This is a genomic window from Eubacterium coprostanoligenes (assembly GCF_900167205.1).
Taxonomy (GTDB): Bacteria; Bacillota; Clostridia; order Oscillospirales; family Acutalibacteraceae; genus Eubacterium_R; species Eubacterium_R coprostanoligenes.
Genome location: NZ_FUWW01000011.1, coordinates 29,491 through 51,180 on the forward strand (window position 1 = coordinate 29,491; position 21,690 = coordinate 51,180).

Here is a 21,690-nt window from a genome sequence, read left to right on the forward strand (position 1 = left end):
TCGGTTAATTATTGATTTTTCAAAAATTCCTCAACAAATTTTTTGTATGCGAATGACGGCTTGGAATATTTTTCGTAATAGATTACAGGTTTACCAAAGCTTGGTGCTTCAGCAATCTTGACGGAGCGAGGAATAGCCGTTTTGTATGGCTTACCCGGAAAGTATTGCGACACTTCGTCAATTACCATTTGGTTGAGCTTCAATCTGCCGTCATACATTGTGAAGAGCACGCCCTCAAGTTCGAGGTGTTCGTTGTAGTGTTGTTTAATTGTGCGAACTGTTGAGATGAGCTGGCTCAAACCCTCAAGTGCATAGTATTCACACTGAAGCGGAACGATGAGCGTATCTGCTGCAACAAGTGCGTTGATTGAAAGCAAGCCGAGTGACGGCGGACAGTCAATAATTACATAATCAAACTCCATAATGAGAGTTGCAATTGAACGCTTCAACACGCTGTTGCGGTTTTCAAGCTCTGCAATTTCTACCTCTGCGCCTGCAAGATTCATATTTGCAGGGAGGAGATACAGATTTTTGAACTCTGTTTCAATCATAACGGAACGGGCGGTTTGCTCGCCAATCATCACATCATATGTGCTGAATTCAACCTCGCTTTTGTCGATGCCGACACCTGATGTGGAATTGCCCTGTGGGTCGATGTCAATAAGCAGGGTTTTGTAGCCTTTTTGACCCAAACCGGCAGCCATATTAACGCATGTTGTGGTTTTGCCGACTCCGCCTTTTTGATTAAAAATTGCAACAGTTTTGCTCATAAAGTCACCTCATTTGTTTACTGATATTATTATACTACTATACCGATTATATATCAAGGTGAATATATGGTGTATGTTCCACATGAAACATCAATATGTGGATTTGAATGTTTCACATGAAACATTGAGTAATATTCCCCACGAATGTATATTAAATAATGTTTCACATGAAACAACGCAAAACGGACAGGCATAACCTGTCCGTTCCGCTGTGATGAAAAGAGGAGAATATGTTTAAAATGGTTTTACCCATTTTAAGCCGATTTTTGACCGACCGCCTTAGGTATCTTGATTCGATACTCAATGTACTCATCGGTTTCCGTTTGGTCAGATATGGCATTAATTCCTGATTCCTGCATCGTTTTGATAGCCTTGTTGACCGTGTTGACAAATATTCTAAAATCCTTGTAAATAGGATGGTTTGTTCTTTTTTTAGGCTTCGGCTTTGCATAGAATGTTGCAATATAGCTTTCCGTTTGGGCAACATTCAAATGTCTGTCCTTGATTACATTGAGCACAGTCCAAATGTCTTTTTCGTCCTCAATGGCAAGGAGTGCCCTTGCGTGTCGCTCGGTGAGGTGCTCTTTTTCAATAAAATACCGCACATCAACGGGAAGTTTGAGCAAACGCACCTTGTTTGAAAGTGCCGATTGGCTCTTGCCAAGCGCCTTGGATATATCTTGCTGGGTCATCCCGAACACCGTCATAAGCTGTCCGATTGCCACCGCTTCCTCAAAAAATGACAAATCCTCACGCTGTACATTTTCGAGTATGGAATAGACAGCCGATTGCTCTCGGTCTATATCCATCTCTATGCACGGCACGGTGTCAATGCCTGCCAAGATTGCGGCACGAAGTCTGCGTTCTCCCGCAATGATTTCGCAATAATCCGAGTTATTCATTCTGCGAATAAGGAGCGGTTGAAGTATTCCGTTTTCTTTGATTGAATTGGCGAGTGCAAGCATTTCTTCCGATTGAAATTGATGCCTCGGCTGATTTGGATTAGGCAACAGCTTTTCGGTTGCTATATATGAGATATTGTTCATAAGCCTGTCCTTTCGATATATCTATATTATCATAAACAACGCAAAAAGAAAAGGATTTCTCATCGTGAGAAATCCCTTTAATTCGTCAAAAAGTCCCTTTTTACAAAGGCTTTGTTGATATTTTTTTGGACTTACGGGGGAACTGTGTCGGAGTTTGCGATATTTTTTTAATCACAACAATTGAGCGTGGTTCTGTTCCGTTAAGTTTATATGAAATATTTTCCACAACTTCACCGCCAAGGGTTGAAATTGCGTCCTTTGCCGATTCGGTATCGTCACAGCTACCCTTGAGTGCCACAAAATATCCGCCGACTTTTACGAACGGCAGGCAGTACTCAGCGAGCACATTCATGGGCGCAACTGCTCTTGCGGTTGCCAAATCAAACATTTCTCGGAAATTTTTGTCTTGTCCTGAGTCTTCTGCACGAGAATGAATGAGCTGTGCTTCAAGTCCGAGAGCGTGAATGGCTGTATCCAAGAATGTTAATCTTTTGTTAATTGCATCCATCATAGTTAGACATAAATCAGGTTTATAGATGAGTAACGGCACGCTCGGAAAGCCTGCTCCGGCACCAACATCAATGACCGTTTTGACATTTTCCAAATTAAAATACTTTGGAAGCATAAGGCAGTCGAGAAAATGCTTAACCTCAATTTCCTCCGGTTCGGTGATTGCGGTCAAATTCATCTTGCCGTTCCACTCCACAAGAAGCTCGGCGTACTTGTCGAATCTGTCGAGTGCTTGCTCGTCAAGAGTTATTCCGTTTTCTTTTGCAATGTTGCAAAGTCGATTTTTGTCAATCATTGTGCATACTCTCCAAAATAATATTCAACGCCGTGATGTCGGCAGGGTTAACACCGCTGATTCGGCTTGCCTGTCCGAGATTTTGCGGACGGATTTTTGACAGCTTCTCAATAGCTTCAAGTCGCAAACCTTTAAGCGTGGAATAATCAATGTCGGCAGGGATTTGCTTTGCCTCAATTCGGCGCATTTCCTTAATCTGTGCTTCCTGCTTTTTGATGTAACCCTCGTATTTTATGCTGATTTCAACCTGTTCAAAAACTTCAAGCGGAAGTTCAGGGCGGTCAACATCAATCGTTTTGAGGTCATCATATGTAATCTGCGGTCTGCGGAGAAGTTCAATCATTTTGCATCCTGTTTTGAGTGGGGCAGTGCCCTTGGAGGTCAAAATCTGTTGAACCTCATCGGTCATCGGCACGGACAAATTTTTAACACGATTGAACTCTTCCTTGATAAGTTCCTGTTTCTTGCAAAACTTTGCAAAACGCTCGTCGCTGATAAGTCCGATTTTATGGCCTGTCGGGGTGAGGCGAATGTCCGCATTGTCCTGGCGGAGCACCAAACGGTATTCGCTTCGGCTCGTCATCATTCTGTATGGGTCGGAACAACCCTTTGTAACAAGGTCGTCAATCAAAGTTCCGATGTACGAACCGCCACGGTCGAGAATAAGCGGTTCTTCACCCTTAATTTTGAGTGCAGCGTTAATTCCGGCAACAAGTCCCTGTGCCGCAGCCTCCTCGTAACCGCTCGAACCGTTGAACTGTCCTGCGCCGTAAAGCCCCGGAATGTCGAGGAATTCAAGTGTTGCTTTGAGTGCGGTCGGGTCAACGCAGTCGTATTCGATAGCGTAAGCCGCCCTCATAACCTGCGCGTGCTCAAGACCTTTGATTGTGTGGATAAATGCAAGCTGAACATCCTCGGGAAGTGAGGAGCTCAAACCCTGCAAGTACATTTCTTCTGTGTTTTCGCCACAAGGTTCGATGAAAAGCTGATGCCTCTCCTTGTCGGCAAACCTAACAATTTTATCCTCAAAACTCGGACAATAGCGAGGTCCTTTGCCCTCGATTTTTCCGCTGTACATCGGTGAACGGTCAAGGTTGTCGAGAATAATCTGCTTCGTTTTCTCGTTTGAATAAGTGATGTGGCAAACAACCTTGTTTTCAGGGCGCTTGTCGGTTTCAAACGAAAACGGCACGGTGACCTCGTCGCCCTCTTGAACATCAAGTCCATCAAAATCAATGCTTCGTCTATTAACACGGCTCGGTGTGCCCGTCTTAAATCTGCGAAGCGGAATGTTGAGTTTGCAAAGTGCCTTGCTGAGTTCGTTGGCAGGGAACATACCGTCAGGTCCGCTCTCGTATGTTACATCACCGATGTAAACTCTGCCGCCCAAAAATGTGCCTGTCGCAATAACAACGGCTTTTGCACGGAACAAAGCTTCAAGCCTTGTCTTAACCACCCACTCGTCACCGTCTTTGTAGAGGTCAACAATTTCGCCCTGACGAATGTCAAGATTGTCGGTGAGTTCAAGAGTGTGCTTCATTCCGGCAGAGTATTCACGCCTGTCGATTTGAGCACGGAGCGAGTGAACCGCAGGACCTTTGCCGAGGTTGAGCATTCTGCTTTGAAGCGAATACTTGTCCGCCGCCTTGCCCATTTCTCCGCCGAGGGCATCAATTTCTCTGACAAGGTGACCCTTGCTTGTGCCACCGATTGACGGATTGCACGGCATATTGCCGACCCAATCCAAATTTATTGTAAACACGGCGGTTTTCACGCCGAGCCTTGCAGATGCAAGCGCCGCCTCAATTCCTGCGTGACCTGCACCTATAACTATTACATCATATTTTCCGCCAAAATATTCCATAATTCTCCACTAAAATTATTTTCCAACACAAAACTTGCTGAAAATGTTGTTAACTACTTCTGTTGTTGCCTTTTTGCCTGTGAGCGAGAGAAGCTCCTCAACCGCACTGTCAACCATAACATTGACTGCGTCATAGGTCACGCCCATCTCAACTCCGCCGATTGCTTCGGCAATATTTTCCTTGGCATTTTGGCAATTCTGCCTTTGACGAAGATTTGCCAACATCGGAGCGCCCGTGTCAAAATCCTGAACACCTAAAAGTTCCTCGACTGCCGAAGACAACTCCTTTAATCCTTTGTTTTCCTTTGCGCAGATGTAAACCACCTTGGCAAATGCGTTTTCTATTTCGTCTGTTTCAAGCCTTTGTTCAAGGTCAACCTTATTGATGACCGCAACGGCAGGCTTGCTTTTTGCCTTTTCAAGAATTTCTCTGTCCTGCTTTTGAAGCGGCTTGTTGTTGTCAAAAACCGCAAGAACAAGCTGTGCTTCGTCAAGTGCCTTGTACGCTTTGTCAATTCCGATGCTTTCAACCACATCATCACTTTCACGCAGACCTGCCGTGTCACGCAGATGAAGAACAAGGTCGCCGAGGCGAACGCTCTCCTCAACAATGTCACGGGTTGTGCCCTCAATTTGAGTAACAATGCTCTTGTCCCTGCCGACAAGCATATTCATCAAACTGCTTTTGCCGACATTCGGCATACCGACAATCGCCGTGTCAACTCCGTCAATCACGGTTTGACCGTTGTCGTAATTTTGAAGAAGCTCGTCAAGCTCCGCTTCGCACTCTTTGAGAGTAGAAAGCAACTCGTCCTCCTCAAGTTCGGGAATTTCCTCATCGGGATAATCAACCCAAGCCGACATAAGTGCCGACATATCAAGTAGTTTTTGCAAAACAGAATTAATCTTATCGCTCAAAGAACCCTGCAAGGCATTGAAAGAGGCTTTCATTCCTGCTTCGCCCTGTGCGGAAATCAGGCTTGCCACCGATTCCGCCTGGGTCAAATCCATTTTGCCGTTGAGGAACGCCCTCTTTGTAAATTCGCCCGCCTCGGCAGGCTTTGCACCTGCATCAAGCACGGCTTCCAAGGTTTTTTGAACTATAAGAAGTCCGCCGTGAACGCTGATTTCAACAACATCCTCGCCCGTGTAGGATTTTGGAGCTTTGAACACAAGCGCAACCGCATTGTCGCTCGGTTGACCGCCGATTATAACATTGCCGAATTTTGCTCTGTATCCGCCGAGGTCTGCAAGCAAACTGCCGTCCATAGCCTTGAAAACTCTGTCCGCAACCGCTGTTGCCTCGTCACCGCTTATTCTGATTACACCGATTCCGCCTGCCGCATTACCGGTTGCTATTGCTGCAATAGTTGACATACTCCTTCTCCCACTTCCTAAAAATTTATGCAAAAAAGGTGCAAAATACCTATTACAATAATAAGTAACTGCACCTTTCACCTGCTTATTTATTCACTTCAATCTTGCCGAACTTTGGCAAATCTGCTCTGTCAGCCTTTGGTGTGTGATTTTCCGGAGCCTTTGTAACAGCCTGGCTTCTGCCGCCTCTGCGATAGTTGCCGCCGTTTCTCTTTACACCGCCTGTTGGCTCAAGAACAACTCGTCTGTCCTGATTGTATCCGATTGAGCGTGATTCAACACCTTCAATTTCCTGCACTGCTGTGTGGATAATTCTTCTCTCGTACGGATTCATTGGCTCAAATGTGTATCTTCTACCTGTGCGAAGAACTCTTTGAGCGTTTTTCTTTGCAAGATTTGAGAGAGTCATAGCTCTCTTTTCTCTGTAGTTGCCGACATTAATCACAACTCTGACATATTCCATAGTGCTCTTCTTGATAACAAGAGAAAGAAGATACTGGATGCTGTCGAGTGTTTCGCCTCTGTGACCGATTACAATTCCGTAATCCTCACAATCAAGGTCGATTGTTACAACGCCCTCGGCATAAGACGCTTCAATTTTTGGATCAACAATCTTTAATCCCTCAAGGATTGTCAAGAAGTAGCTCTTTGCATATTCAAGGTCTACGCTCTTTGGATAATCCTTTTTAGGCTGGTCGCTCTTTGCCTCTTGCGCCTCGGCAGGCTTTGCCGGAGCATCCTGCTTTTTTGGAGCTTGTGGCTTCTTTGGAGCAACTTGCTTTTTTTGTGCCGGCTTTTGCTGTGCCGGTTTCTTCTCCGGAGTCGGCTTTTTTGCCTTTTCAGGGCGTTTGCCGTCATCGAAAGAAACCTTAACCTCAAAGTCCTTTTTGCCAAAGCCTAAAAAACCTTTGCTTCCTGTTTGGAGCACTTCGGTCTTTATTTCAGCGCCTGCAGGAGCATTAAGCATTGCTTTTGCAGAAGCAACAGCGTCCTCCAAGGTTTTGCCGGAACCGATTCTTTCTATAATCATATATAAATCTCCGATTTATTTTGTCTTTTTTATGCTTTCTTCTCTCGAACGGCGCTCGATGGTTGCTTCAATCATTTGACGGGCAACATTGCGCTTTGGTGGGAAGAATTTTGCCATAAACACCTGCTGTGCGGTTGCAACAAGGTTGGAAATAATCCAATAGAAGCCTACTGCGGCTGAAACCTTGAATGAGATGTAGAAAGAGAAAAACGGCATCATAAGCATCATAATCATCATCTGCTGACCTTGAGCGGCAGCTGCCGGATTTTGCTTTTTCTGAATCTGCTGTGACAACAGTGTTGAGCCAAAAGAAGTAACCAAGCAGAGAATAGGGATGATGATTATTGGGTCTTTCCAGTTCTTAAAGTTCGGAATTTGAGTCATATCAAGGTTTCCGATAAACATATGTGCCTTGTAGTCGGCAATCGCATTAAGCTTCGCCTCAGTGAAAAGTTCAGGGAACTTGCTTGCAAGCACATCCTTGTAAATATCAAAATTCTGGAGAATTTCAATCTGGAAATAATTGCCCTTAATTTCGTGCACCTTGTTGAGTGCTTTGAAAATCGCATCACTGTTTGACGCAATATCAACGCCGATGATATATTGGATAGGATAGTAAATAATACCGATAATACCCATCAAAAATACCATTTGAAAGAGCATAGGACCGCAACCCATATTCATAGGATTATGACCTTCACGATTGTAAAGTTCCTGCATTTCCTCTTGCATTTTCTGACGGTCTCTCGGGTCGTTTGAATTTGCGTACTTCTTTTGAATTTTTTGAATTTTTGGCTGAAGACGGGATGTCTTTGCCATTGTTTTTTGCTGTTTGAGGTTTAATGGGAACAATATCAAACGGGTAACGATGGTGAACACAATAAGAGCAAGGAAATATTGGTCGTTGAAAAGCATCAACAAACCTTCCATACACTTACCGAACAACCAGTACAGCGGTTTAAACAAACCCATACCGTTCGATACAGCCATAGTAATAGTAGTTATCACCGATAATTGTCCTCTTGCTTTGTTTTTTTCATCGGAACAGGGTCGTATCCACCCTTAAAAAAAGGATTGCAACGCAATATTCTCCTTATGGCAAGCAATGTGCCCTTGAATATTCCGTGAATTTGTATTGCCTCGATGGCGTATTGCGAGCAGGTTGGTGTGTATCTGCAAGCACCGTGCGAAAACCTCGGCGACAAAGTCACCTGATAGGTTCTTATCAAAAATATCATAATCTTTTTGATAAAAGCGTTAATCTTCTTCATTCTTAACAGCACCTATTGCCTGCATATGCTTGAGCATAGCCCTCTCCACAACATCCTCCTTGCACTCGGTTGTTCTTGTTCTTGCAACAAAAACAAAATCCCAACTGCCCTCGATGAGTGGCTCAATATTCCTGAAGGCTACTCGAATAACTCGGCGAGCACGGTTGCGCTGAACTGCACCGCCAATTTTTTTGCTTGTGGTTATTCCGTAGCGGACACCGCCCCTACGACTTTTCATTCCGTAGGTAACAAGCGCAGAGCTTGCCTCGCTTTTGCCCCTGTAATACAATCTGCGAAAATCCTTATTTTCCTTTAAGGTTTGACCTTTCACAAAATCGTTCCTTTACTTGCTAATTAGTAAGAAAGTGACTTTCTGCCCTTTGCACGACGGCGAGCAAGTACCTTTCTACCATTCTTTGTTGACATTCTCTTTCTGAAGCCATGAACCTTCTGTGCATGTCTCTTCTTTGGTTGAAATGTTCTCTTCATTCTTTTTCACTACCTTTCGCAAAGACTAAACTCGTCTTAATCTTTTATAATCTCTGTGCGGTATAGCACAGGCAAAACGCTTTTTTGATATGTGGCAAAACTACCACACATACTATTAGCCTTGATATTATATTATAAAATATGTCAATTTGTCAACAAAAACTTGTATTTATTCTAAATATATTATATAATGGCACTATATGTTGGGGGTGAGCAGGGTGTCAACAACTAAAAATACCGTTTTGGGCATAAAAAAATTTTCAAATATCCTGTTCACATTGGCGATTTTTTTCTCCTCGTGCCAATTTCTTTACAACTACAATCACTTTCTTTTGTCGTTATATTTCAGATATAGCTGGCTTAAACTTCTGCTTGCTCTCATAGTGCCGATTGCCGTCACTGTGATTCATTATCTAATAAATCACGATTTTATTTATATTGCCGACCGCACAGCGTCGGTTATGATTGTCTTTTCAGTTTTATTTGTGCTCGACGGCATAAATCTGCGACATTTTGATATGACAGACCGCTCTCGGTCGCTTCATCAGCTCATTTTTGGGTTGGAAACTTTCTTTTCCGTTTTGGCGGTCATAACTTTGATTACGCTTATCCGCCAAAAAAACAGGGAACTCAACAATCATTACGCCGAGTCGCTCAAAGCGTTCTTTTCGGGTTCAATTCCGGTTATGGTTATCGGGTTTGCAAAAATTTATTTTTCATCTCGTATTTACGGCAAAGTATACAATCCGCCAAACCTCATCCCTTTCAACGGCGAAATGAGTGAGTTTGCCAAAAGCGGAGAACTTGAGTTGCTCATCAGGGACGCAGGCAATGTGCTGTTTTTTACGGCTTTGGTCATTGTGCTTTTGGGGATTACAAAGCGGTGTAAATTCTTTTGGGGGATTTGTTTGCCCGTTGCAATCAGCGTTTCTATGGAGTTTTATCAATACTTTTTTAAGTGTGGTGACCCCGATATAGACGATGTTATACTCAACACGGTTGGGGCAATCCTCGGCTGTGTGATTTACAAATTTATTATAGAAAAAATCAAGGAGAATGAATTATGCTGGGAATCATTGGAGCAATGGATGTGGAGGTAGCAAGCATCAAGGCAAAGGTCAAAGATGCTGTTGAAACCGAAATTGCGGGCATAGTTTTTGTTTGCGGAACAATTGAAAATGTTATGGTCACTGTTGCGCAGTGCTCACCGGGCAAGGTGAACGCTTCGCTGTGCACACAGATTATGATTGACCGCTTCAAGCCTGACGCAATCATCAATGTCGGCGTTGGCTGTTCGCTTTCAAGCGATGTAATCATCAAAAATGTTGTTATTGCAAACGATGTTTGCGAATATGATATTGACATCACGGCTCTTGGCGAACCGAGAGGCTTCATCAACGGGCTGAATGTCATCAAGGTTGAAACCGACAGGGAGATTTCCGAGGCACTCAGCCAATGTGCAATCCGCTGCGGAGAAAAAATCCACAGGGGCACGGTTGCTTCGGGCGACACCTTCATTGCATCACAGGAGCTTAAAGACCTTATTTCAACCGAATTCAACGCAATTTGCGGAGAAATGGAAGGCGGTGCAATAGGTCACACCTGCAAGGCAAACGGAGTGCCGTTCGCTGTTCTGCGTTCTATCAGCGATGGCGGTGACGCAAACGCACAAATGGATTATCCGACTTTCAAGATGATTGCTGCCAAAATCAGCACCGACATCATACTTGAATACATCAAAACCCAAAAAACACAGTTTGAATTGTAATCAAAATTCATAGGGGCTAACTGTGTTTGACTAACAACGAAAAAGAACGGCGAAAACTGCCGTTCCGTTTCGATATATATTGCAATCTGACTTGCCGGGCAAAACCCGATAATTTACTCTAAAATGTAGTTTGACAAAATGTATTCCTCTGCCTCGGTGATAATATCCTTGAGCGGAGCAAATTGGTTTTCGTCAATGCCTGTGCGTGACTTGTCCTCAATAAGCACGAACTTTGCGTCCTGCACTGCAATTGCTGCCGATGCCAAATCACGGGCAACAGAATAATCAATTCTGAAAAGTTCCTTTGGCAAATCACCGGCTTTAGCAAGAGTAAGAGCACCCCTGTATATGCAAAGCATAAAGTAATCATATACAAATTTGCTTTGATTATTGTTTGCACCTGCGGTTGCAAGCTCAAGCAAATATTTTGTTGCGAGCGCCATAGATTTGATTGAGCGGCCCTCGCCGCTGCCGTCAAGAGCGGAAAGCACATTACCGTTAAATCCGTTTCTGCTTTCGCTCACACCAAGCAGATAATCTGTGGTGACTCCGTAATATCGGCTGCATTTAATAACAAAATCAAGCCCACATTCTCTGATGCCTTTTTCGTAATGAGAAAGAAGCGCTTGAGAAATACCCAAATCGGTGGCAGCCTTTTTTTGGCTGATGCCTCTCTCTTTTCTCATTTTTGAAAGCATTTGGGAGAATTTGGACAACTTTTCTGTTTCGTTCTTCATAGCTTCCCCTTAAACCAATTCCTAAATATTAGAACAAAGCGATAGTTCTCTTCTCAACACTATACAATTTGTAATCTAAATACATACTACCACTTATTATACTTTTTGTAAAGAACTATTTTTTATTTGTTGTATTTTTGTAATATTTTGGTTAAAAATCACTTTCACGGAGGTTTTAAATAATGAAATCATACACAGTGTATTTATTAAGACACGGACTCACAAAAGGCAATCTTAACGCACAGTATATTGGGCATACGGATTATCCTTTGTCCACATTTGGTATAGAACAGCTCAAAGAGATAAAAAAAGAGCACCCGTATCCCAAGGTGGATGCAGTTTTCGTTTCTCCACTAAAAAGGGCAATGGAGTCGGCTGACATAATGTACCCAAAAAATAACAAAATTGTAATAGATAACTTCATCGAGTACTCATTCGGCGAGTTCGAGGAGCTTACGGCAGACGATTTGAAGGACAACGAGGACTTCAAAAACTGGCTTCACGGCGATATGTATGCACGCCCGCCGTTTGGCGAAAGCAACGCAGAATTTGTGCAGAGAGTCTGCAAAGCGTTTGAACAAGTCGTTGAGGGTTGCGTGTCAACCGGCACAGAAAAGTTTGCCATAGTGTCGCACGCAGGAGTTTTGATGACGATTTTGGCTTGCTACGGACTTCCGGAAGCACCTATGGCACATTGGCAAATGGACGCCGGCTACGGCTACAAGCTACGCATCACACCGTCAATTTGGATGCAGGGCAAAAAAGTTGAAGTTGTTGACACCGTACCCGTTTCGCTGAACGAATTGGAAAAATAACATAGTGTTGACAAATTCAAACTAATTATATATAATAAAAATGAACAAGGAGCAGTCTGACAGACGGTCAACCTCCTTGATTGAGCAATGAAGTAATCGCACTCATTTGGAAGTTTGGGCGATTACTTCTTCTTTATTTCAATTATGTATCCTGTATATACTATAACGAAAACCGTTAGAATAATAAGAAAATCCATAATACCACCTCCTCGTTCTTCAAATGAAGTTCGGAGGTAAGATTTAACCGCCTATCCGTTTTTCAAAACAAATCTCCTTGTCCGAAAAAGATTATATATTATTCTGCAATATCTGTCAATAAAAACGACCTATTATGTTTAATAGGTCGTTTTTTATGTCGTAGGGGCGAACTGTGTTCGCCTAATAATTAAAGAGCAAGTAGGCTGTTGAGAAAGGTTCTGAAACACGCCAAGATATAATCAACCGAATTATACCTCCCCTTTATAACATTAAAAGGGGAGGCTTGATAATGTTTATTCTTCGTCAGTTTTTTCCGGTGCACGGGTGGTTACTTCACCGTAGTTTTCGTTGGTGTAGGTTGCCTGCACGGCATAGCCTGTTTCCGAATAAAATCCTGATTCACGGCAGTTGATGTAGTCAACTCTTGTGCGTGCAAGAGTGATGTTGCTCTTGCCGTAAATGTCCATTTGGAGCATATATGCGTCCATCGGATAGTCGGCTTTCCAGCACCAAGCGCCATAGAAATTACCGCCTGCGCCGTTCTCGTCATTTCTGTATTCAGGAAGATTTGACGACTTAACGGCATAGTTCATCCAACCCTCTTTGAGCGCATATTTTGCGGTTGAAACGATATTGCTCTTTGGCATATCGGTGCGGATGTAAGGCACCATATCGTTGAGGATTTTGAGAAGTTGAACGCTTGAAGCGCCCTTCAAATCGTCAAACACCTTTGTAAGACAAATCTTTTGGCGGTTTGCACGCATATTGTCGGAGTCAATCTTTCTGATTCTGCAATAAGCGAGAGCCTGCTTGCCCGAAAGTTTGAGCATGCCCTTTGTTCCGTCAAATGTCTTGTCGATGTAAACACCGCCGTATCTCTTTTGGTGGTTGTTGATTTCGTTAATTTCGGCACTTGTGAGTTCAAGCTCAACACCACCCAAATTGTCGATTATCTTTTCAAAACTTGTGAAGTTTACAATAACATAGTTGTCTATCTTGATTTTATAAAGATTTTCAACTGCTGAAATATAGGTGTGAATATCACCGCCGTCAGTGGACATTGCGCCGTTGATTTTGCCAAAATGACCTGTCGATTCGTCACCCGGTGTGTTTTCCCAATAAGCGTAGGCATCACGGAGAATTGATGTGAGTTTAATCTGCTTTGTGTCAAGATTTACGCTTGCAATGATTGCAGAGTCGGCTCTCGTTCCGCTTTCAAGCACATTTTTGCCACGGGTGTCCTCACCGATGAGCATAATGTTGAGCACCCTTGTTGATGATACAGGCGTACCGTTTTTGTACCACTTCTTAATCATATCTTTGAGCGAGCCGATTTCCGATGCGTCTGTTTCTTCAAAGTTGTCAAAGCACTCAACTCGCTCGTCCATTCTGAACGAAGAAACGCTGACTTGCTTGTCCGCATTTTCGTCCGTCACGGTTTCTAAAATATTGTTGACATACCAATAAACGCCGATTCCTGCGCAAAGAACGATAACAAGCAAAATGAGAATAACCTTAACAGCGGTGTTCTTCTTTTTCTTCTTGTCGTTTTTCTTCTTCTTTCTTGCACGGGCTCTGTCACGGGCATCCTTGTCGGAAGTGTTGATGTAGTAATTTTCGTAGTCGTTGTTTTGGTCAACTATTTCCTTAACATCAACAAAGTCCTCGTCATCCGTTTTTGGCACTTTTTTGGCAGATTGAGCCTGCGGTTCAGCCTTTTTTACAGGCTTTTCCGCTTTGCTTTCAGGCACTTCCCGATGAACAGGCTGTGCCTCTTGAACAGGCTCTTGTGTTTTATCATTTGTGGTTTGAGAATAAGTATCCTGCGATTCCTCCTCGGTTTCTTCGCTTGGAGTTATATCCTCAACGACAGGCTCCGGTTTTTTGCTGTTGATAACTTCTTCAACAACTTTTTGTGCAGCTTCGTTGTCCGACTTAATCTTAGCCTCGTTTTCCTCACGGCGTTTTTGAACCTCCGAGAGAATATCGTCGATATTATATCCTTTTTCCATAAATTACTCCTCTGTCGTCATCACTGACGGTTATTATTCCTCGACAGGCACATCTTCATTCTGTGCCTCGGCATCTGTTTGCTCCGGAGCAGTGATTTCTTCCTCATCATTTGCTCGTTCAACAATGCCTATTGTTGCAACCTTTTCGTTGTCCTTAACGGTCATTACCTTAACGCCCTTTCCGCCTCTCTTGATGAGCGAGATTTGGTCGGCGTGGGTGCGGATTACAACACCGTCGGAGGTAATCATAATAACATCATTTTCTTCCATAACAGGAGCAATCATAGCAACCTTGCCGTATTTGTCGGTGTGGTAGTTGATGAGACCCTTGCCGGCTCTGCCCTGAACACGGTAATCCTCAAAATCGGATCTTCTGCCGTAGCCGGTTTCTGATACGGTGAGGAGTTGCATATTTTCAACTGCAACCGCAAATCCGACAACATAGTCGCCCTCGGCAAGCTGAATAGCTCTTACACCTCTTGCGGTTCTGCCGATAAGACGGGCGTCCTCTTCCTTGAAGCAGATAGACATACCGTCATGAGTGGCAACAATGAGATTGCGTTCGCCGTCTGTGATTTCAACCCAGCAGAGTTCGTCACCTTCGTCAAGATTGATGGCAATAATGCCTGTTTTTCTGATATTATTGTATTGGTCAAGTGCTGTACGCTTGATGACGCCGTTTCGTGTAACCATACAGAGATATTCTCTGTCGCTGTCCTTTGGCACCTTAACCATTGCAGTAACTTTTTCGTCTTGTTCAATCGGCAAGAGGTTGATGACATTCATACCCTTGCTTGTTCTTGATGCTTCAGGAATTTGATAGCCCTTCAGCTTGAACACCTTGCCCATATTGGTGAATATGAGAATTGCGTCGTGAGTTGAACATGTAAACATATTCTTTGCAACATCTTCTTCTCGTCTTGACATACCCATAATGCCCTTGCCGCCACGGTTTTGAGCCTTGTAGGTGTCAACTGTCTGACGCTTGATGTAGCCACGCTCGGTGAGTGTGAGAATGCAGTCTTCAACAGGAATCAAGTCCTCATCGTCAACATCGCCTGTGAATGCGGAAATTTCCGTTCTTCTTTCGTCACCGTATTTGTCGGCAACTTCACGGATTTCTGTCTTGACGATGTCAAGCACTCTTTGTTCGTTGTTGAGAATGTCGTTGTAGTCCTTGATTTTTTCGTGGAGTTCTTCCAACTCGTTCAAAATCTTTTCGATTTCAAGACCTGCCAACTGACCCAAACGGTAAGCAACAATAGCCGCTGCCTGTGGGTCGTCAAAACCGAACTTATCCATAATGGCTTGCTTTGCTTCGCTTTGTCCGCCACGGCAGGCACGGATTGTTGCGATAACCTCATCAACAATGTCAAGCGCCTTTGCAAGACCCTCCAAAATGTGAGCACGCTCTTCGGCTTTCTTGAGGTAAAATCTTGTTCTTCTTGTGATAATCTCCTCTTGGAATGAGATGTATTTTTGAAGAATTTGCTTGAGCGTGAGAATTTTCGGCACTCCGCCGTCAAGCGCAAGGAGGATAACGCCGAAAGTTGTTTGCATTTCGGTCATTTTGTAAAGATTATTGAGCACAACCTGTGCGTTTGCATCTCTCTTTATTGTGATTTCGATGTGCATACCGTGTCTGTCGGTATAGTCCTGCAAATCGGCAATGCCTTCAATTCTCTTGTCCTTGATGAGCTCGGCAATTTTTTCGATAAGTCGTCTTTTGTTTACGCTGTAAGGAAGCTCGGTAACGATAATTTTGTATCTGTCGTTCTTGGTTTCCTTGATTTCGGCTCTTGCACGAACAATAATTTTGCCTCTGCCTGTTGAATATGCTTCTTTGATGCCCTTTGCACCCATAATAATACCGTGGGTCGGGAAGTCAGGACCTTTGATGTATTGCATAATTTCTTCAAGTTCGGCGTCCGGATTGTCAATAAGACAGCAAACACCCTCTGCAACCTCGCCCATATTGTGAGGCGGAATGTTGGTTGCCATACCTACTGCGATACCCGATGAGCCGTTGACGAGCAGGCACGGGAACTTTGTAGGCAAAACTTCGGGTTCAACCTCTGTGTCGTCAAAGTTCGGAACCCAATTTACTGTGTCCTTTTTTATATCTTCAAGCATTTTGAGCGAAATCTTGCTCATTCTTGCTTCCGTATATCTGTATGCAGCGGCAGGGTCGCCGTCAACGCTACCGAAGTTTCCGTGACCGTCAACAAGCGGATGACGGAGCGAAAAGTCCTGTGCCATTCTTACCAAAGCATCATAAACGGATGCGTCACCGTGTGGGTGATAGTGACCGAGCACTTCACCGACGGTGGTAGCACACTTACGGTAAGGCTTGTCCGGATAAAGTCCGGTGTTGTACATTGCATAAAGTATTCTTCTGTGAACAGGCTTCAAGCCGTCCCTTACATCAGGGAGCGCACGGGAAACAATAACGCTCATTGAGTAGTCAAGAAAGGCACTTCTTATTTCCTTGCTGATTTCAACATCAACTATTTTTTGGTTAGAATAGTCAATATTGTCACGCACTACTTCTTTTCTTGCCATTTTGTAATATCTCCTATTCTAAAATTAAATATCAAGGTTCTTAACGAACTTTGCGTTTTGCTCGATAAACTGTCTTCTTGGCTCAACATCCTCACCCATAAGGATAGAGAAGTTTTCGCTTGCAATCTGTGCGTCATCAACAGTAACACGCTTCATTGTTCTGAACTCGGGGTCCATTGTGGTTTCCCAAAGCTGTTCAGGGTCCATTTCACCAAGACCCTTGTATCGCTGAACATCGCAATCTCCGCCCATTTTTTGGATGATGTCATCTCTCTGCTCGTCAGAATATGCGTATTCGCTCTTCTTGTTCTTTGTCACCTTAAAGAGTGGCGGCATTGCCAAATAGACATGTCCGTGTTCAATAAGTTCAGGCATATATCTAAAGAAGAATGTGAGCAAAAGGGTTGTGATATGCGCACCGTCGACATCGGCATCCGCCATAAGCACGATTTTGTGATAGCGGAGCTTTGAAATGTCAAAGTCTTCGCCGATACCCGTGCCGAGTGCCGTGATTACAGGCACAAGTTTTTCGTTGCCGTAAACCTTGTCAAGTCGTGCCTTTTCAACATTGAGCATCTTGCCCCAAAGCGGAAGAATTGCCATATATTTCGGGTCACGGCCAAGTTTTGCCGAGCCTCCCGCAGAGTCACCCTCTACGATGTAAATTTCGCATTTTTCAGGTTCTTTTGATGTGCAGTCCGAAAGTTTGCCAGGCAAAGAGTTGCTCTCAAGCGGAGATTTTCTTCTTGCGTTTTCTCTTGCTTTTCTTGCTGCTTCTCTTGCACGGGAAGCGTCAAGCGATTTGTTGAGGAGTGCTTTTGCAACCTGCGGATGCTCCTCAAAATAGGTCATAAGTTTGTCGTAAACAAGACCTGACACAAGACCTGTCATTTCGGTATTGCCGAGTTTGCCCTTTGTTTGACCCTCAAACTGTGCCTCTGTAAGTTTAACCGAAATTACAACGGTGATACCCTCACGAACATCGTCACCTGTAAATTTCTTGTCGCTGTCCTTGAGAATTCCGTATTTTTTGCCGTAATCATTAAACACTCTTGTAAGGGCAGTCTTAAATCCTGTTTCGTGAGTACCGCCGTCAACAGTGTTGATATTGTTTGCAAATGAAAGTTTTGTTTCGGAATAACTGTCTGTATAGCAAAGTGCAACTTCTGCACTCTTGTCATCCTTTGTAGTTGAAATATGGATAACTTCAGGCTGAATAGGAGTGAGTCCTCTGCTTTCGTTTATCCATTCAACAAAAGAACGGATACCGCCCTCGTAGCAATAAACGGCAGTGTGTTCGTCCTCGCCGTATTTGTCGCCCTCCGGCTTTTCGGTAAGTTCTCTCTTGTCGGTAAGGCTGATTGAAAGACCTGCGTTGAGGAATGCTTGCTCACGAAGTCGTCTTTCAAGGATGTCAAAATCATATTGTGTTGTTTCTTGGAAGATTTCGTCATCTGCCTTGAATTTGATGAATGTGCCCTGACCGTCACTGTCGCCAATGATGTGCAAATCATTTACAGGCACGCCTCTTTCAAATCTCTGTGCATAGATGTGGCCGTTTTGAGTTACCTCAACTTCAAGCCATTCCGAAAGTGCGTTTACAACCGATGAACCAACACCATGCAAACCGCCCGAAACCTTGTAGCCCGAACCGCCGAATTTACCGCCTGCGTGAAGCACTGTGAGAACAACGGTTACGGCAGGAAGTCCTGTTTTTTCGTTGATACCGGTCGGAATACCACGGCCGTTATCACGAACTGTGATGACATTGCCCGGCAAAATCTCGGTTTCAATATGAGTACAATAGCCTGCAAGAGCCTCGTCGATAGAGTTGTCCACAATCTCGTAAACAAGGTGGTGAAGTCCTCTCGGTCCTGTTGAGCCTATGTACATACCCGGTCTTTTTCTAACCGCCTCAAGTCCCTCAAGTACCTGAATATCATCCGCACTGTATTCTTCTGTTACAACGGTGTTGATATCCTCTTCCTCAAGATTGGTTAACTTCTTTTCTTCTTCCATTTTTTAACCCCATTTATTTGGCACGCTTGTTGAGTGTGCCCGTGTTTATCGGACTTACAAAAACATTTTTGTCTGTAACAACAAAACATTTCGGCAAGTCATAGTTTACATAAATTACTTTTTTGTCTTTTTCGGCTTTTTTGAGATAGTCCCTTGTCGCCTTGTTGACGGTTGAAGTGTCCATATCAAAAATACCGATAATATCCTTATCTCTCACGAGGGTGTCCTCGCCTATGTGCAAATACATTGTCAACCCTCCGAGAGTGCTCCGTTTGCAATATGAAAAGTTTTGCCTTTTTTCAGTCGAAGCACGGTTTCTTTGTCACAGCAGGTGATGAAAATCTGCAAATCTTTGATGTGGTTCAGGATATAATCCTGTCGCTTTTCGTCAAGTTCGCTCATAACATCGTCAAGCAGAGCAATCGGATTTTCGCCCGTCATTTCTCGAAGCAGGCTTGCTTCCGCCAATTTGAGCGCAAGCACCGAGCTTCTTTGCTGACCCTGACTGCCAAAGGATTTTACGCTCCTGCCGTTAATCATAATTTCTATGTCGTCACGGTGCGGACCTTTGGTTGTCGTGTGGTTGAGCACATCAATTTTTCTGTGACTTTTAATTTTATTATACAGCCTTTGTTCAATATCATTCACATCATCCGTGTAGGTGTCTGCCCCGATATAAACAAGTTCAATGTCCTCTTTGCCACCGCTGATGCCCTCAAATATGCTTTTAAGGTACGGTTTAATCGCCTTTAGGTACATAATTCGTTGATAAATTATTTTTGCACCCAAGTTTGCCAAGTTAACATCCCACACTTCAAGCATAGGTGCAACCTCATCAACGCTCTCTGCATTTCTCAACAGGGAGTTTCTTTGGACAAGAGTTCTGCTGTAATTTTTCAGTAATGTGCGATAATTGCTTTTTATTTGGCATAGTGCCCCGTCAATGAATTTTCGGCGTTCGTTCGGACCTTCCTTAATCATATTCAGGTGGTCGGGACTGAAAATAATCGTTTTGATTTCGTCCCCGAGTTCTGTTGAACTTCTTTTTTTTATACCGTTAAGGGTCACTGTTTTTCTGTCTTTAATGCTGATTTCGGCTGTTTGTTCTCTGCCGTTTGCAAAAAAATCGAGTTTCATTTTTGCGTAGTCGCAATCAAATTTGACAAGTTCTTTGTCCTTTGCACCTCTGAAACTTTTTGCACCGCTGAACAAATATATTGCTTCAAGCAAATTGGTTTTGCCCTGTGCATTTTCACCCCAAATGATGTTCACATCATCAAAATCAACCGACAGTTCTTTTATATTTCTATAATTCTCAAGTGTAATTGAATTAATCTTCATTTACTATTGTATAATCAACCGCAAATGCCGTTACAACATCGCCGTTTCTGATTTTTTTACCTCTTGCGGTGCAAACTTCACCATTCACACGGATGATTCCGTCTTGTATGAATTCTTTTGCCTGACCGCCTGTTTCTGCAATTCCTTTAAATTTAAGGAATGATTGCAACTGTATGAATTCGGTATTGATTTTTACCGTTTCTTTTTGATGTTCTGCTGTTTTTACCTTAATTCTCATTTTTCAACCTCATTGGAAGCACAAGGAAAATAAAGTTGTTTGCGTTAATAGGCTTGATAACCGCAGGGCTGACAGGTCCGCAAAGTTCAATCTTCACTTCGTCTGTGTCGCTTGCGTGGAGTGCATCAAGCATAAATTTTGAGTTAAAGCCGATTTCTACTCTGTCGCCCGATGTATTTGCATGTGTGTAATCCACAACTCTGCCGAGGCTTGACACGGTTGACACTCTCATTTGGTCACCGTCAAACAAGCATCTAATCGGGTTTTTCTGATTATTTTCAATAACAGGCAATGTTCTTTCAATGCAGTCAATCGCATCGCCTGTGTTGATGAGCACTGTTGTTTTTTGTACATTTGGAATTGCGGCGGTGTAATCAATGAATTCACCATCAAGAAGTCGGCTGATAATGCTGTAATTTTCAATTTCAAACACAATATGACGCTTGCTGATGAGCATATTCACGCTCTTGTCCTCTTCCAAATTGAAAAGTTTTGTAATTTCCTTAATTGTTTTTTTCGGAACAACAAAATCAAGAGGTTCACCGTTATAATTGATTTTTTCTTTTCTGATAGCAAGACGATAGCCGTCAACACCAATCATTGTGATTGTGTCGTCTGCAATTTCAAACTTAAGACCTGTGTAAACAGGCTTTGATGATTCGTTGTCTGCAACTGCAAAAACGGTTTGGCTGATCATTGAATACATAAGTTTTTGGTCAAGTTCAACCTTATCTCCGTTATTAACAGACGGAAGTTCAGGGTAGTCCTCTGCGTCTATGCCGGAAATATTGTACTGTGCGGCACCGCTGATGATTGATACAGAACTACCGTTTGTTTCAATAGTAACCTCATCATTGTTAAGTTTGCGGATAATATCGCAAAGCACCTTTGCATTGATTACTATTGCACCCGGCTCAACAACATCAACACTCATAATTGTGTTGATTCCAAATTCAAAGTCATAACCTGTAAGGCTCAAAGTGTCGCTTCCGCATTCAATGAGAATACCCTCAATTGTCGGAATTGTTACCTTTGTGCTGACCGCTCTGATTACATTATTGCAGGCTGCCGATAATTCTTTTGTATTGCATATAAATTTCATACCGATGCTCCTCTTATATGATATAGCTATATACGGCTAATTAATTTATTTTTTCATCTGTGTTGAAAATTCACAGCTCTGTTTGCCTCATTTTCAGTTTGGAAACGGGATTTGCTATCACAATATATCATTATTGTAGTATTAGTATTAGAGGCAGTGCAAAATGTGTAAAACTCTTGAAACCTTTTTAAACAAAGAATTTTGCCTCAAAAAATTTTAACATCCCGTTTGTGAAAAATTTGTTTA

21 protein-coding genes are annotated in these 21,690 nt (G+C 43.2%); 3 read left to right on the top strand and 18 right to left on the bottom strand.

The features are described from left to right. Positions 1 to 8: 8 nt before the first annotated feature. The 10 genes from B5D29_RS05695 to rpmH form a co-directional block, all read right to left on the bottom strand. Positions 9 to 770 carry a ParA family protein gene (locus tag B5D29_RS05695; RefSeq protein WP_078768620.1) on the bottom strand — a complete coding sequence of 254 codons (762 nt, stop codon included), beginning with the start codon at positions 768 to 770 and terminating at the stop codon, positions 9 to 11. A 254-nt stretch (positions 771 to 1,024) separates the two neighbouring features. After that, a complete protein-coding gene (locus B5D29_RS05700; RefSeq protein WP_078768621.1) occupies positions 1,025 to 1,816 on the bottom strand; it encodes a ParB/RepB/Spo0J family partition protein in 792 nt (263 codons plus the stop codon). A 100-nt stretch (positions 1,817 to 1,916) separates the two neighbouring features. Next, a complete protein-coding gene (rsmG, locus tag B5D29_RS05705; protein WP_078768622.1) occupies positions 1,917 to 2,621 on the bottom strand; it encodes a 16S rRNA (guanine(527)-N(7))-methyltransferase RsmG in 705 nt (234 codons plus the stop codon). Then, positions 2,614 to 4,485 carry a tRNA uridine-5-carboxymethylaminomethyl(34) synthesis enzyme MnmG gene (gene mnmG / locus B5D29_RS05710; RefSeq protein WP_078768623.1) on the bottom strand — a complete coding sequence of 624 codons (1,872 nt, stop codon included), beginning with the start codon at positions 4,483 to 4,485 and terminating at the stop codon, positions 2,614 to 2,616. Before mnmG ends, rsmG begins: the two co-directional genes overlap by 8 nt. A 15-nt stretch (positions 4,486 to 4,500) precedes the next feature. After that, on the bottom strand, positions 4,501 to 5,862 hold the full coding sequence (mnmE, locus tag B5D29_RS05715; RefSeq protein WP_078768624.1) for a tRNA uridine-5-carboxymethylaminomethyl(34) synthesis GTPase MnmE: 1,362 nt from the start codon (positions 5,860 to 5,862) through the stop codon (positions 4,501 to 4,503). Between the two features lie 85 nt (positions 5,863 to 5,947). Next, positions 5,948 to 6,892, bottom strand: a complete 945-nt coding sequence (gene jag, locus B5D29_RS05720) for an RNA-binding cell elongation regulator Jag/EloR (protein ID WP_078768625.1) — start codon at positions 6,890 to 6,892, stop codon at positions 5,948 to 5,950. 15 nt (positions 6,893 to 6,907) lie between these two features. After that, complete coding sequence (locus B5D29_RS05725) at positions 6,908 to 7,900, bottom strand: YidC/Oxa1 family membrane protein insertase (RefSeq protein WP_143406738.1); 993 nt, start codon at positions 7,898 to 7,900, stop codon at positions 6,908 to 6,910. Beyond that, a complete protein-coding gene (yidD, locus tag B5D29_RS05730; RefSeq protein ID WP_078768627.1) occupies positions 7,897 to 8,163 on the bottom strand; it encodes a membrane protein insertion efficiency factor YidD in 267 nt (88 codons plus the stop codon). The genes B5D29_RS05725 and yidD overlap by 4 nt, the downstream gene beginning before the upstream one ends. Further along, positions 8,150 to 8,494 (bottom strand): ribonuclease P protein component, encoded by a 345-nt coding sequence (gene rnpA / locus B5D29_RS05735; RefSeq protein WP_078768628.1) that lies wholly within the window; start codon positions 8,492 to 8,494, stop codon positions 8,150 to 8,152. Before rnpA ends, yidD begins: the two co-directional genes overlap by 14 nt. A 23-nt stretch (positions 8,495 to 8,517) precedes the next feature. Continuing rightward, positions 8,518 to 8,652, bottom strand: a complete 135-nt coding sequence (gene rpmH / locus B5D29_RS05740) for a 50S ribosomal protein L34 (protein ID WP_078768629.1) — start codon at positions 8,650 to 8,652, stop codon at positions 8,518 to 8,520. A gap of 218 nt (positions 8,653 to 8,870) precedes the next feature. On the opposite strand from rpmH, the gene B5D29_RS05745 reads away from it, so the two are divergent. Both B5D29_RS05745 and B5D29_RS05750 read left to right on the top strand, forming a co-directional pair. Further along, complete coding sequence (locus B5D29_RS05745; protein WP_159443412.1) at positions 8,871 to 9,752, top strand: VanZ family protein; 882 nt, start codon at positions 8,871 to 8,873, stop codon at positions 9,750 to 9,752. Continuing rightward, positions 9,716 to 10,420, top strand: a complete 705-nt coding sequence (locus tag B5D29_RS05750; RefSeq protein WP_078768631.1) for a 5'-methylthioadenosine/adenosylhomocysteine nucleosidase — start codon at positions 9,716 to 9,718, stop codon at positions 10,418 to 10,420. The genes B5D29_RS05745 and B5D29_RS05750 overlap by 37 nt, the downstream gene beginning before the upstream one ends. Before the next feature lie 113 nt (positions 10,421 to 10,533). Here B5D29_RS05750 and B5D29_RS05755 read toward each other — a convergent pair whose 3' ends face one another. Further along, complete coding sequence (locus B5D29_RS05755) at positions 10,534 to 11,157, bottom strand: helix-turn-helix domain-containing protein (RefSeq protein ID WP_078768632.1); 624 nt, start codon at positions 11,155 to 11,157, stop codon at positions 10,534 to 10,536. A 182-nt stretch (positions 11,158 to 11,339) separates the two neighbouring features. Here B5D29_RS05755 and B5D29_RS05760 point away from each other — a divergent pair, with 182 nt between their 5' ends. Beyond that, positions 11,340 to 11,972 (top strand): histidine phosphatase family protein, encoded by a 633-nt coding sequence (locus B5D29_RS05760; RefSeq protein WP_078768633.1) that lies wholly within the window; start codon positions 11,340 to 11,342, stop codon positions 11,970 to 11,972. A gap of 491 nt (positions 11,973 to 12,463) precedes the next feature. Here the strand turns inward: B5D29_RS05760 and B5D29_RS05765 are convergent, their stop codons facing one another. The 7 genes from B5D29_RS05765 to dnaN are packed head-to-tail and all read right to left on the bottom strand — an operon-like array spanning position 12,464 to position 21,444. Further along, positions 12,464 to 14,182, bottom strand: a complete 1,719-nt coding sequence (locus tag B5D29_RS05765; RefSeq protein ID WP_078768634.1) for an LCP family protein — start codon at positions 14,180 to 14,182, stop codon at positions 12,464 to 12,466. A gap of 33 nt (positions 14,183 to 14,215) precedes the next feature. Beyond that, positions 14,216 to 16,744: a DNA gyrase subunit A gene (gyrA, locus tag B5D29_RS05770; protein WP_078768635.1), complete on the bottom strand. Its 2,529-nt coding sequence runs from the start codon at positions 16,742 to 16,744 to the stop codon at positions 14,216 to 14,218. A 24-nt stretch (positions 16,745 to 16,768) separates the two neighbouring features. After that, complete coding sequence (gene gyrB, locus B5D29_RS05775) at positions 16,769 to 18,763, bottom strand: DNA topoisomerase (ATP-hydrolyzing) subunit B (RefSeq protein ID WP_078768636.1); 1,995 nt, start codon at positions 18,761 to 18,763, stop codon at positions 16,769 to 16,771. 13 nt (positions 18,764 to 18,776) lie between these two features. Continuing rightward, positions 18,777 to 19,010: an extracellular matrix regulator RemB gene (gene remB / locus B5D29_RS05780; protein WP_078768637.1), complete on the bottom strand. Its 234-nt coding sequence runs from the start codon at positions 19,008 to 19,010 to the stop codon at positions 18,777 to 18,779. A 2-nt stretch (positions 19,011 to 19,012) separates the two neighbouring features. After that, positions 19,013 to 20,104: a DNA replication/repair protein RecF gene (gene recF / locus B5D29_RS05785; RefSeq protein ID WP_078768638.1), complete on the bottom strand. Its 1,092-nt coding sequence runs from the start codon at positions 20,102 to 20,104 to the stop codon at positions 19,013 to 19,015. After that, positions 20,094 to 20,342 carry an RNA-binding S4 domain-containing protein gene (locus tag B5D29_RS05790; RefSeq protein ID WP_078768639.1) on the bottom strand — a complete coding sequence of 83 codons (249 nt, stop codon included), beginning with the start codon at positions 20,340 to 20,342 and terminating at the stop codon, positions 20,094 to 20,096. Before B5D29_RS05790 ends, recF begins: the two co-directional genes overlap by 11 nt. Beyond that, complete coding sequence (dnaN, locus tag B5D29_RS05795) at positions 20,332 to 21,444, bottom strand: DNA polymerase III subunit beta (protein ID WP_078768640.1); 1,113 nt, start codon at positions 21,442 to 21,444, stop codon at positions 20,332 to 20,334. Before dnaN ends, B5D29_RS05790 begins: the two co-directional genes overlap by 11 nt. Positions 21,445 to 21,690: the final 246 nt, after the last annotated feature.

Coding starts and splice junctions, on each gene's coding strand:
- B5D29_RS05750 (WP_078768631.1), top strand. CDS start 9,716: ATGCTGGGAATCATTGGAGCAATGGATGTGGAGGTAGCAAGCATCAAG.
- jag (WP_078768625.1), bottom strand. CDS start 6,892: ATGATTATAGAAAGAATCGGTTCCGGCAAAACCTTGGAGGACGCTGTT.
- gyrA (WP_078768635.1), bottom strand. CDS start 16,744: ATGGCAAGAAAAGAAGTAGTGCGTGACAATATTGACTATTCTAACCAA.
- gyrB (WP_078768636.1), bottom strand. CDS start 18,763: ATGGAAGAAGAAAAGAAGTTAACCAATCTTGAGGAAGAGGATATCAAC.
- rpmH (WP_078768629.1), bottom strand. CDS start 8,652: ATGAAGAGAACATTTCAACCAAAGAAGAGACATGCACAGAAGGTTCAT.
- mnmG (WP_078768623.1), bottom strand. CDS start 4,485: ATGGAATATTTTGGCGGAAAATATGATGTAATAGTTATAGGTGCAGGT.
- B5D29_RS05765 (WP_078768634.1), bottom strand. CDS start 14,182: ATGGAAAAAGGATATAATATCGACGATATTCTCTCGGAGGTTCAAAAA.
- B5D29_RS05790 (WP_078768639.1), bottom strand. CDS start 20,342: ATGAGAATTAAGGTAAAAACAGCAGAACATCAAAAAGAAACGGTAAAA.
- dnaN (WP_078768640.1), bottom strand. CDS start 21,444: ATGAAATTTATATGCAATACAAAAGAATTATCGGCAGCCTGCAATAAT.
- B5D29_RS05755 (WP_078768632.1), bottom strand. CDS start 11,157: ATGAAGAACGAAACAGAAAAGTTGTCCAAATTCTCCCAAATGCTTTCA.
- B5D29_RS05700 (WP_078768621.1), bottom strand. CDS start 1,816: ATGAACAATATCTCATATATAGCAACCGAAAAGCTGTTGCCTAATCCA.
- recF (WP_078768638.1), bottom strand. CDS start 20,104: ATGAAGATTAATTCAATTACACTTGAGAATTATAGAAATATAAAAGAA.
- remB (WP_078768637.1), bottom strand. CDS start 19,010: ATGTATTTGCACATAGGCGAGGACACCCTCGTGAGAGATAAGGATATT.
- yidD (WP_078768627.1), bottom strand. CDS start 8,163: ATGAAGAAGATTAACGCTTTTATCAAAAAGATTATGATATTTTTGATA.
- rsmG (WP_078768622.1), bottom strand. CDS start 2,621: ATGATTGACAAAAATCGACTTTGCAACATTGCAAAAGAAAACGGAATA.
- mnmE (WP_078768624.1), bottom strand. CDS start 5,862: ATGTCAACTATTGCAGCAATAGCAACCGGTAATGCGGCAGGCGGAATC.
- B5D29_RS05760 (WP_078768633.1), top strand. CDS start 11,340: ATGAAATCATACACAGTGTATTTATTAAGACACGGACTCACAAAAGGC.
- B5D29_RS05695 (WP_078768620.1), bottom strand. CDS start 770: ATGAGCAAAACTGTTGCAATTTTTAATCAAAAAGGCGGAGTCGGCAAA.